Source organism: Halarcobacter sp. (genome assembly GCF_963675975.1).
In the GTDB taxonomy this organism is placed as follows: Bacteria; Campylobacterota; Campylobacteria; order Campylobacterales; family Arcobacteraceae; genus Halarcobacter.
The window spans coordinates 2,034,443-2,048,512 of sequence record NZ_OY780939.1; the positions used below are offsets into that span (position 1 = coordinate 2,034,443).

The window sequence follows — 14,070 nt, forward strand, 5'->3', positions numbered from 1 at the left end:
AGAAGATATCTCAGTAGATTTTGCAGCAGCTAATACAGATGCAAATCTATATATAAATACTGGTGATACAGATGTAATAAGAAATGTAGAAAATATCTTATCGGGTAGTGGAGATGATAATTTATCAGGTAATAATGATTCAAATACTATAGTTGGTAATGCTGGAAATGACACAATCTCAGGTGAAGCTGGAATTGATGCTTTATATGGTGATGCAATAGATGGAACAGGTTCAGGTGTTGATACAGTATCTTATGCATATGCTTCAAATGATGCACAAATTAATCTAAATACAGAAACTGCTTATATAAGTGTAACAGACAATGATATTATAAGTTCTTTTGAAAATGTAATTGGTGGTAGTGGTGATGATACAATTACAGGTAATAGTTCAGCAAATATTCTTCAAGGTGGAGCAGGAGATGATACCTTTAAAGGTTTAGCTGGAAATGATATTATTTATGGTGGTACAACTTTAACTGATACAAGTACTCATGATACAATTGATTACACTTCTCAAGCAAGAATTATTACAACATTAGCAGAAGGTGCTAGTGTAACTGTAGGTACAAGTGGAGAAACTGACACTATATATGGAATAGAAAATGTTATAGGTTCAGATTCAGGTAATGATACAATTACAGGTAATGCTTTAGATAATACAATTTTAGGTCAAGCAGGAGATGATACATTAAAAGGTGCAGCAGGTGCTGATACACTAGATGGTGGAAGTGGAGATGACCTATTTATAATTGATACTGATGGTGATGCAACTGGTGATAAGATTATTGGTGGAGATAACTACGATACAGTTAGTTATTTAGGTTTATCAAGTGGAGTTACTGTTGATTTATCTACAGGTTCAATAGTAACAGTAGACATCGGTGGAAACACACATACTTTGACAGGGATAGAACATTTAAGAGGAACAAATAGTGCAGATATCTTAACAGGTGATACAAATATCAATAGAGTCGAAGGTATGGGTGGAGATGATACTATTACTGGAAATGATGGATCTGACCAAATCTTTGGTGGAGCAAATGAGGCTAACAGTGTAGGTTCTGGAGATGATACCTTAGATGGAAAAGCTGGTGATGACTTTATTCGAGGTGGAGATGGAGCTGATCATATATATGGTGGAGATGGAAAAGATACTTTATATGGTGAGCAAGGTATAGATACTATTGAGGGTGAAGCTGGAAATGACACTATTTATGGTGGAGACTCAAATGATGCTTTAAATGGTGGTCTTGGTGCAGATACAATCTATGGTGAAGATGGTGATGATTATATAACTTTTGAACAAGCAGATAATAGTACTGACTATGTTTATGGTGGTACAGCTTTGGCAGATAGTGATACAACAAATGGTGATACAGTTGATTATTCACAAGCTATTACTGGTATGACAGTTAATTTAGCAGAAGGAAATGCACAAGGTACAGCAACAAGTGCTGACCAAGGAACAGATTATCTATATGGAATAGAAAATATTATAGGTTCAAATCTATCAAGTGATATTATCACAGGTAATAGTGAAGTCAATACTTTAAGTGGTATGGGTGAAAATGATACATTATATGGATTAGCAGGTGAAGATACTTTACTAGGTGGTGAAGGGGATGATGAACTTCATGGTGGAGCTGATGCTGATTCAATTGATGGTGGACTTGGAAATGATATTATTTATGGAGATGCAGGTGCCGATACCTTAGTTGGTAATACAGGAGCCGATCTATTTATTGCTACAGATGCTAATGATGGAGTTGATTCTATTATTGGTGGAATTGGAAGTGATACAGTTGATTATAGTGTTATAACAGATAATACAAATAAAGTAGTAGCTACATTAAATGCAACTGGCGATTCAACAGTTGATATTTTAACTGGTGATGATGATATTGTTAATGGAATAGAGAATATCATTGGTACAAGTGGAGATGATACTTTTACAGGTAGTGCTTTAGTAAATACTTTAGTTGGTGGAGCTGGAGTTGATGAGGTAAGATATGATTATGACAATGGTGCAGGAGTATTTGTAGATTTACAAGCAGGAACTGCAACAGAAAATGGTGGAATTGTAGATACTTTAACAACAATAGAAAATGTAGTAGGATCTTCTTATGATGATACATTTATTACAAATAGTGGTGTAGTAAATACTATCGATGGTGGAGCAGATACAAATGGTGACTTAATAGATTATAGTTCACGAAATAGTGCTATAAATGTGACATTAAATACTTCAACACAAGCTACAGTTGATATTGCTGGAACTACAAATGATGATATTATCTCAAATATTGAACATGTAACAGGAAGTACTGCAAACGATACAATTACAGGAGATATTGCAGATAATACACTTTTAGGTATGGCGGGAGATGACACTTTATCTGGAGGAAGCGGTGCTGATTATTTAGATGGTGGTCTTGGAAATGATACTTTAACTGGAGGGGCTGGAGCTGATATATTACTTGGTAGTGAAGGAGACGACTTATTTAAAGGTGATGATTTCACAGCTGATGTAATAGATGGTGGAAATGAAATAGACACTTCAAGAGGAAGTGATACAGTTGATTATAGCAATGTTAATGTAGTTACTACAGGTGTTGATGTTACCTTAAATGATAATATTGTTTCAAGTGTTACTATTGATGGAGATGTGGATAATCACACAATAGTAAATATTGAAAATATAGAAGGTACAAATTTATCAGATACTATTACAGGAGATTCATATAGCAATAGTTTAATTGGTAATGGTGGAACTGATACTATTATTGGTGGAGCTGGTGATGACTATATTGATGGTGGAGCAAATGCAACTGGAATAGAAACTTTAATTGGTGGACTTGGATTAGATACTATTTATGGTGGAACAGGTGTAGACTATATTGATGGTGGAGATGATGCCGATATTTTATATGGTAATGACCAAGATGATGTTTTAGATGGTGGAGCAGGAAACGACACTTTAGATGGTGGTGATGGTGATGATACATTAATAGGTGGAGCTGGAAATGATAATTTAGCTGGTGGACAAGGAAGTGATACAGCTGATTACAGTAGTGAAAGTGCAACTGTTAGTGCAGATATCTCTAACTTTTTTGCAGTTGGTGCTTCAATTGGAACTGATATTTTTAATTCAATAGAGAATATTACAGGAACAAATTTAGGTGGAGTTGGTGATAGAATAACAGGTGATAATTCAGCAAATATTCTAAAAGGTTTAGCAGGTGATGATACAATCTCAGAAATGGGTGGAGATGATACTATTGAAGGTGGAGCTGGAGATGATTACATTATAGCAGGAGCTGGTGATGATATTATTGATGGTGATGATACAGATGCTGGAACTGCAAATGGAACAAGCGATACTTTAGACTATAGTTCAATAGCAATAAATGATGATACTGGCGATACTAGAGATGTAGATGGTACCGGAGTTGATACAAGTGTAACTGATGCTTACTTAGGTGTAGAGGTTGATTTATCAGTAACAACTGCACAAAGAATCCATGTTGAATATGGAACAGATACAATTACAAATATTGAAAATGTAATCGGTTCAGATAAGGGAGATTTCTTATCAGGTAACGATTCTGATAATATTCTTGAGGGTCGTGCGGGAAATGACTACTTAATTGGTCTTGCTGGACAAGATAAACTAATTGGTGGAAGTGGAAATGATACTGCGGAATTCACTTCTGGAGGACAAAATGTAGTTATTGATATGACTAAAGCTCAAACAGATGGAAGTGAAAATACTTACAGAATAGAAAATGATGGTTATGGAAATGCTGAATATTTAGATGGTGTAGAAAATATTATTACAGGTTCTGGTGATGACACTGTTTATGGTGATGCACAAGCAAATAATATCTCAACAGGTAGTGGAAATGATACTATTAGAGGTGGAGCAGAAGCTGATATTATAGATGGTGGAGCTAATGAAGATACAGTTGATTTCTCTGATTTAGCTTATGGTGTTACAGTTGATTTAGATACAGATAATAATGGAGCTAATGCAGCTGAAGGTACAGCTGTTTCAAATGGTAAAACAGATGTTTTAAGAGAGATTGAAAATGTAATTGGAACTGAAAGAGCTGATAACATAACAGGTGATGATAAAAACAATACTTTATTTGGTGGAGCTGATAACGATACGCTTAAAGGTTTACAAGGTCAAGATTATATTGATGGTGGAGATGGTACAGCAGATACAGTTGATTTTAGTGATGGTACACAAGGTATTAATGTTGATTTAAGTACAACTCAAACTTTAGGTACAGATTCAACTTATAGAGTACAAGATGATGGATTTGGAAATGCTGAGTTTATTACAGGAGTTGAAAATATCATTGGTACTTCTGCTGTTGATATCATCACTGGTGATGGGAATAATAACGTATTAGATGGTGGAGCTTCTGGTGATACGATTTCTGGTGGAGCTGGAAGTGATACTTTAATAGGTCAAATTGGAGCTGACACATTTATTGGTGGGGCTGGAGATGATTTTATTTATGGTAATGATTTTAATGTAGCAAGTGTAGATAGCGATAGAGATGTTGTGGATTACTCTTTAGCTTCTAATTCTATAATATTAAACTTATCATCATCAGTTAGCACAATTAATCTTTTAAATGAATCAACTACAATTATTGCAACTCAAACAGCAGTTGGAGAAGGTACAGATAGACTTTATGATATTCAAGATGTAATAGGTTCAAATTTAGCAGATACATTAGTAGGTGATAATAGTGATAACTCTTTACTTGGTAATGCCGGAAATGATATCTTAATTGGTGGAGTTGGTGAAGATGTTCTTTTAGGTCAAGGGGATAATGACACTATCTTAGGTGGTTTAGATGGTGATACTATTTATGGTGGTTTTGTAACAGGTGGAATACACACTGATAGTGGAAATGATACAGTAAATTATAGTTACTTAAAAGATGCAACAGCTATTGATGTTGATTTATCTTTAGATGATGGTGATGCAAGTACAAATAATGAACAAGAGATAAAAGTTATCGGTAATGCAAGTCGTTATGATAATTTAGAGGGTATAGAAAACGTTGTTGGAACTAGAAACAATGACATTATCAAAGGTAGTGATGATTTTGCAGAAGTAAATATTTTAGATGGATATAGAGGAGATGATACTTTCTATGCATCACAAGGTGTTGATACCTTTATAGGTGGAGATGGAGTTGATACCTTAGATTTTAGAAATATTGATGTTAATAACGCAGGTGAAAATGCAGTAATTATTGACTTAGGTTTAGAACAAGCTACCGATGATGGGTATCAAAACGGTGGAAGTGCAGTAGTTGATACTATTAGAGATATTGAAATTGTAATTGGAACAAATGGAGATGATCAATTAAGAGGAAGTAGTGAGGCTAATACTTTAATTGGTGGGCAAGGCGATGATACAATAAATGGTATTGCTGGAGCTAACTTACTTCAAGGTGAAGATGGTGATGATATTATCACTGGTGGTTCAGAGATTGATACTATTGAAGGTGGTATAGGAAACGATATTTTAGCTGGTGGAATTGGAAATGATTCAATTGATGGTGGAGATGGAAACGATATTATAAACCAAACAAATGGGACAGGTGATGATTCTATTGATGCTGGAGCTGGTGATGATACAATCTATTCAGGTCAAGGAGATAACACAATCTCTGGTGGAATGGGCGTTGATACTTTAACTTATGAGCAAGTAACTACAACTGGTATAGTTGCAGACCTTGGAAGTGGTGCTGGTAACGATTATGGTACAGTAACTATTGGTTCAGATACAGATACTTTAGAAGACCATTTAGAGGTTATAAAAGGGTCAACTGATACAGATACAATTTTAGGATTTAATGGAAGCTCTGTTATTGGTGTAGATTATGATGATACTATTTATGGTAGAGGTTCAAGTGACTCAATTTATGGTGGTATTGGTGATGACACTATTTATGGAGAAAATGGAGATGATACTTTAAGTGGTCAAGCAGGAAATGATCTGATTGATGGTGGTTCAGGAACTGACACCTTAGATTTTTCAGATGCTAATGTAGCAGTAAATGTTTACTTAAATCAAACAGATGAAAATAATATAGCAGTGGCTCATCATGTTATGGAAGATGGTTTTGGTGGACAAGATGATGTAATCTCAGTGGAGAGAGTAATAGGTTCTTCCCATGATGATATTATCAAAGGTACAGATGGCTGGAATAATATAAGTTCTGGTGCTGGTGATGATACTATTATTGCAACTGCTGGTGGGGATACTATTAATGGTGGTTCAAATAATACAGGAGTTGGTGGAGGAGACTGGTTAAGTTTCCAAGCCTTAGGATCAGCTGTTAATGCAAAAATGCAAGATGGACAAATCTCAGGTGGTTTAGGAAGTACAACAATTTCAGAGATTGAAAACCTATTAGGTTCTACCTTTGATGATACCTTAACTGGAGATACAAATAACAATTCTCTTGATGGTAATAGTGGAAATGATACAATAGATGGTGGAGCTGGTTCTGATTATCTATTTGGTAATGATGGTGATGATACTTTAATTGGTGGAGATGGAATTGATAATTATGATGGTGGAGATGGAATTGACACTATAGATTTTTATAATGTTGAGGCATCAGTTAATGTTAATTTATTTACATCAACAGTGAATGAAGATGGGTATGGAAATACAGAATCAGGTGCAATTAGTAATATTGAAAATATCAATGGTACATTAAATTATTCTGATACTTTAACTGGAAATAATAATGATAATATCATATATGGTTATGGTGGAAATGATATTATAAATGGACTAGGTGGTTTTGACACAATTTATGGTGGAACTGGAAATGATACAATCAATACAGGAACAGATACAGATGATACTAGTGAAGATGTAGTTTTTGGTCAAGAAGGTATTGATACAGTTACTGGTAATTTTGATAAAGCAGTAATGTTTGGAGATGCAATTGGTGGTTCAAATGCAGAAGAGGATTGGATAGATTACTCAAGTTCAACAAATGGAATAACTGTTGATTTAAATGGTAGTTATACAGATTCAACATATACATTAGACAGTGCAAATGATGCCTTAGATGGTACATATATAAAAGTTATAAATAACGACTCTCCTACAGATTTTGACTTAATCTCACAAATTGAAAATATCATTGGTACAGATCAAGTGGATATTTTAGGTGGTAAAGCGGGAGAAGCTAATTCTATTTTAGCCGGTGATGGAGATGATACTATTTTCCACTCAAGTTCAGTAGGAAATAACTATGTTGATGGAGAAGGTGGAAGTGACTGGTTAAGTTTAGAATATTATTTAGATAATATCGACCTAAATTCAGGTACAAATGGTATTTATAATATTGAAAATATTCTTGATAGACAAATAGGTTCAAGTAGAACAATTTGGGGATCAACAACTGATAATATATTTATTATGTATGATGGAAACGATAGAGTATTAGGTAGAACTGGAAATGATATTTATGATTTAGGAAGTGGTAATGACCGAGCTGATGCAGGTGGTGGAACTGATACTTTAATAGGTGGTTCAGGTTTAGATACCCTTGATTATAGAAGTTATTGGAGTGGAAATAGCGTAAATATTATTCTTCAAAATACTTCAATAGATTTAGATGATGATGGAGTAGCTGATACTACTGTAAATACTGTAACAAGAACTATTAATCTTAATGGATTAGATACAGTTAATGGAGATCAAACATTTTTTGAAATTACCGATTCACAAAATCAAAACGACTATATCTTAAGAGAGAGTGATGGTACATCAGACTTTGAAAGATTTTATTTAAGTACTAGAAATGATACTTTTGTTGGTGACCAAGGAGATAATATTGTTAATGCCTATGAAGGTAATGATACTGTTTTAGGAATGGGTGGAGATGACACTTTATATGGAAATAGTGGAGCTGACCTAATTTTTGGTGGAGACAATGATGATAGTATCAACGGTGATGATGGTGATGATAGATTATATGGTGATGCTGGTAATGACCGAATAACAGGTGGTGAAAATGATGATACTATTTGGGGTGGTACTGGTGATGATAATCTATATGGAAATAATGGTACTGATACGATTTATGATGAAGAGGGAACTGATTATATTGACGGTGGAGCAGATGAAGATACAGTTATTTTCAAAGAGGGAACACAAGGAATTGATGTAGATTTAGATGCAGGAAATACGACAGATGCCTTTGGAAATGCCCAAACTATAACAAATGTAGAAAATGTTACTGCAACTTCAAGGGATGATATTTTAAAAGGTGAAGATGGAGTTACCAATATTATTTATGGATTAGATGGAGATGATACTTTTACAGTAACTACTAATGAAGCTGGAAAATCTGATTATCTATATGGTGGTAATGGTACAGAAGATAAAGTTATTTTAACAAATAATGCAGATGGAATAGCAGAAGATACAAATAGTAATATTTTAGTTGATCCAGATAGTGATTCTACAAACTATGATATTACCGTAGATATGTTGATTGACAATAATATTGAGTTTATTTCAGGGGGAGCAAATAATTCTACAAAAATCTATGATATTGAAAACCTAGATGGTAGTGATAAAGATGATTATATAAAAGCTGATGGTGAAGACAATACTATAAATAGTGGTGCTGGAAATGATTATATTCAAGGTCTTGCAGGTGCAGATTATATTGATGCTGGAGATGGTGATGATATTGTTGAAGGTGGAGTTGGAAATGATAATTTAAATGGTGGAGCAGGTATTGATACTCTTGTTTATACAAACTCCACTTCAGGTGTAACAGTAAATCTTGATGCAGGAACTTCTACAGGAACAAATATTGGTAGTGATACTATCACTAGTTTTGAAAATATCGTGGGAAGTTCTTCTTCTGATACTTTAACAGGAGATAATGATTTAACAGAAGGAAATACTATTTATGGTCAAGGTGGTACAGATTCTATTTATGGTTTAGCTGGTGATGATGAATTACATGGTGGAGACAATGATGACTACATAGATGGTGGTGCTGGAAATGATGATATGTATGGGGATGCTGGAAATGACACCTTTATAACAAGTGCAGGTGATGATACTATCAATGGTGGAGATAACAGTGATACAGTTGATTATAGTACAGCTACAGGTCCTTTAAATGTTACTTTACTAGATAGTGGAACAACAACAATTACAATTGATGGAACAGATTCCTTAACAAATATAGAAAATCTTATTGGTACAAACGCAGATGATAGTATTGCTGGAGAAGCAAATAATAATACTTTTTCAGGTGGAGCTGGAGATGATATTTTAGTTGGTGCAGCTGGTAATGATAATCTTGTAGGTGGAACAGGTGATGATACTATTTATGGTGGAACTGGCACAAATATAATAAATGGTTCTGAAGGTGGAGAAACAACTGGTGACTGGGTAAATTATACAGATGTAGTTGGTTCTGTAAATATTGATTTATCATCTGGAAGTGCAACAGGAGCAGTTAATGATACTATTTCAAATATAGAAAATGTTGAGATGGGTGATGGAGATGATACTGTACAAGGTGATATTTATAACAATAGTTTATTAGGTGGAAATGGTAATGATACTTTAAGTGTATCAGCTGCAACAGGAAGTGTTACTTTAAATGTTTCAAATAATAATGGTACAACAAATGGTGTAGGTGTAGGTACAGATACTTTTGAAAGTTTTGAAAACTTTATAGGTTCAAATTTTGCTGATACACTTAATACAGCAGCAATAGATAATATTACTTTTAATGCTTCTGGTGGAATTGATAAAGTTGATTACACTAGTATGACAACAGCAGTAACTGTTACAGTAAATAATAGTAGTTCAATAACTGTAAATGATGGAACAAATGAAGATAGCTTATCAAATGTAGAACATGTAATTACTGGTAGTGGAAATGATTCATATATATTAAATGGTGTTAATAATATAGATACTTTAGATGCAGGTGATGGAATAGATACTTTAAGTGTAAGTTCAAGTGTTGATTTATCATCTGTTGAATTGGTAAACTTTGAAGAGATATTAGCTCAAAATAATCAAGTTGTAAGAGTTAGTGCAACAGCACTAAATAATGAAAATCTTATTCTTCATACACAAGGAAATGGTCAGATTATAGTTGAAACAACTTCAAATGTAAATGATCACAATTTTGACAATATTAGTGTTAACAATGAATTAGGAACAGGAACAATTACTTTAAATGTTACAAGTAATATAGATCTTAGTACAAAAAATATTGAAGGAACAGATGGTAATATTTTTGATGAATTTGATGTAAATGGTGGAGTTACATTAACTATTGAATCAACACAAATAGATGGAGAAACATTAGATGCAGTTGGAAATGGTGATATTATCATCAATGCAACTACAACAGTTAGTGACCATGATTTTGATAATCTAAACAATACTGGAAATGGAAATATCACTTTAAATGTTGATTCTAGTATTAATTTAACTTCTCAAAATTTAGGTGCTGTAAACAGATATGATGTTGCAGCATCTCAAACATTAACACTACTTAATACTCAATTAACAGGAGCTATGATCATAGCTGGTGCTGGTGCAATTGATTTAAATAGTGCAACAGCTACTGAAAATGTTGATTTAAGTTCAATAAACAATGATAGTTTCACTGGTACTGTTACTTTAAATGATGGAACAGGTGATAATAACATTGTAATGAGTGATAAAGTAGATATTATTAATCTAACTACTGGAAATGATACTGTTAATCTTGGTGCAGGTGATGATATTGTAAATATTTCTAATACTAACCTTGACAGTTCAGACACAATTGATGGAAGTGGAGGAAATGATACTTTAAATATCACAAGTGCTGGTAATGTTGATTTAACAACAGTTAGTTCAATTGAAACAGTAAATTTAGCAAATGGAACAAACAGTGTAACTGTAGGTACTTTAAACTCAACACTTGAAGGTGGAAGCGGTGCAGATACCTTTAAATTTACAATTGCCCAATTATCAAATGCTGATATAGTAAATGGTAATGGTGGAACTGATACTTTAGAATTTTTAGATAATGGAACAATTACAGCAAATCAATTATCAAATGTAGATGTTGAAAATATAGTTTTAGCTGATGGTGGAAATGATATCACAGTTGGAACAAAAGATTTTAATATCTTAGGTGGAAGTGGTGATGATACATTTAACTATGCAATAAATGATTTAAGTAGTGATGATGTTGTAAATGGAAATGGTGGAGCAGATAATATCACTTTCACAACATCTGGACAAATTACAAGTGGGGATTTCTCAGGGGTAACTAATATCTCAGATGTAAACTTCACAAATGGTGATGATCAAATCACATTAAGTGGAAGTGATTCTTACTTGGATGGGGTTTCTTTAAATCTTGGTGCTGGAAACAACAATGTAATTTTTAATGATATTAATACCCTAACAAGTTCAGATACAATTGTTGGTGGTGGTACAGATACAATAAATTTTGCAAATAGTGGATCAATTGATAGTGCAGATTTTGCAAATATTTCAGGTATAGATACAGTTGATTTCTACACAGGTAATGATACTTTAAATCTAAATGATAATACCCTTGATGGGGTAAACTTTATATTAGACAATGGAGATGATAATCTAAATATCTCATCTGCAAACCTAAGTAGTAGTGATACAATTAATGCTGGTAGTGGAACAGATAGTTTAAATATCACTGATACAAGTGGTACTTTGACTTACAACGATGCAGATTTCACAAATCTTAGTGGCTTTGAAACATTAAACTTAAGTGATGGTGGAGCTGATACTATAACAGTAGGTACAACTCAAGTTGCTGATGCAGGATTTACAAACTACAACGGAAGAGGGGGTGATGATTCCTTTACTATTGACTCAACAGCTTTTCTTAACAGTATAGATGGTGGAAGTGGAACTGATACCTTAACACTTAATACAAATGATTTAGATATAAGTGGTATAAATATTTCAAGTATTGAAACATTAAATATGAATGGAAATACAACTATTTCAGCTTCACAAGCTGCATTATTTGGGAATAATATCTCTAAAAATGGTTTTACCTTAACTGTTAAAGATACTTCATCAAATATTGAAGGAAATATTACAACATATGTAGCAAATGGAATAGATAAAGTTGATGCAACAGATAATGTTTTAGATGTTACAATTTTAGAAGCAAATTCTGGAATTACATTTGATAGTACAGATACTATTACTGCAGCAGATTCTCAAGTAAATATTTCTGCTGCTGATTTTTCTACATTACAAACAAATGGAGTATCTCAAGTTGATGTAAGTGGAGCAGATACAATTAATGTAACAGTTGAACAAGCAAGTGCTGGATTAACTTTTATTGATAGTACAGTAAATGTAATTGATACTGTTACAAATATTTTAAATGCTAATTCAACTGTTTTAACAAATGCTGGGGTTGATAATATAATTGTGCTTGATAGTGCTACAAATATTCAAAATGCAAATTTCAATGATTTATTTAATGCTGGTGTTGATACTGTAGATGCAGGTGGAAATAGTTTAAATATCTCATTATCACAAGCAAGTGCTGGAATAGATTTTACCCTTGCAGACACAGTTATAGTAACTGGTTCAAATGGAGCAACTTTAGTATCAAATATTGGAAACTATGGAGCAAATATTGATTATCTTGATGCAAACGATAATAATGTAAACCTTAGTGTTTCTCAAGCTTCAGCTTTAGATACAACAGGAACAGAGTTTGTGTCAGGAGATACTGTAACTATAAGTGATAATGGGGTAAATATTAGTAATGCAGATTTTACAACATTCAGTTCATATACTGATAGTATAAATGTATCTGATAACAATGTAACAATCTCTAAAACACAAGTAGATGAGTTAATTTCAAATAATATCACTTTTGATAATGCAGATAGTGTAACTTTAAATGCCACAGGTGCACAACTATCATCATATAATTTTGCTAATTTAGAAGCTGTTGGAGTTGACACACTTGATGCAAGTGATAATACACTTAATATAACATTTGAACAAGCATCAGGAAACTTAGCATTTACTTCAGGTGATACAGTAACAATAGTTGATAGTAGTGCAAACTTAAATACTTCTACAGATTTTACAACTATAAATTCAAATGTAGATGGTATTAATGCGACAGATTCAATAACTATTGATATTAGTCAAAAAAATTATTTAGATAGTAGAAATATAAATTTTGATAGTGCAGATAGTGTTTCTTTAACAGATAGTACAAATGTAGATAGTTTTAATCTTGATAGCTTCAATTATGGTTCAATTGATATGGGAAGTGGTGACGACACACTTAATGTAGATGGTAATAATTTGAGTAGTGCAGATACAATAGATGGTGGAACTGGAACAAATACATTAAATATTACTGCTAATGCTAATTTGACAGATTTAGATTTTACAAATATTAGTAATTTTGATACCTTAAATTTAACATCGGGTGATGATAACATTACTTTAGGAGAAGAAGCTGTTGGAGCAGGAATATCTTCAGATGTAAATGGATTAGGTGGTAATGATGATTTTGTATTAGATTTTACAAACTTATCTTTTGATGACGATTCTTTACAGTTTGATATTGATGGTGGAAGTGGAACAAACTCTGTTTCTATAACAGATGCTTCAGTGTTATTAGGTGCGGAAGAACAGTTTGGAGATAACTCAACATTTGCTAATATCTCTAGTCTTGATTTAACAGGATTAGATTTTGGTGCTACTAATGATGAGTTTGAGTTTACACTATCTGATTCACTTTTAGACACATGGAATGGTTCAGGATCAAACTTTACACTAAGATTAAATGCGGGTGATGCAGAGCATATTAAGTTTACTGATGTAAACACTGGTCTTACATATGATAGTGACAATGATGGAAATACTGCAACTGGTGACACTGGAAATGTGGTTTCAAGTGGAACATATGATTTAGGTAATGTTAGTTTAGATATAGTTTTAGTTTAGGAGAT

Annotated in this window: 1 protein-coding gene (running past one end of the window); it reads left to right on the top strand. The window is 33.1% G+C overall.

Annotated features, from left to right (window positions below; translation table 11 throughout):
• A protein-coding gene (locus tag ACKU3H_RS10025) for a calcium-binding protein (RefSeq protein WP_320033715.1) crosses the window boundary here: on the top strand, positions 1-14,065 show its 3' portion. It extends 15,929 nt beyond the left edge of the window; the window shows 14,065 of its 29,994 coding nt (coding positions 15,930-29,994); its start codon lies beyond the left edge, outside the window; it ends in the stop codon at positions 14,063-14,065.
• Positions 14,066-14,070: the final 5 nt, after the last annotated feature.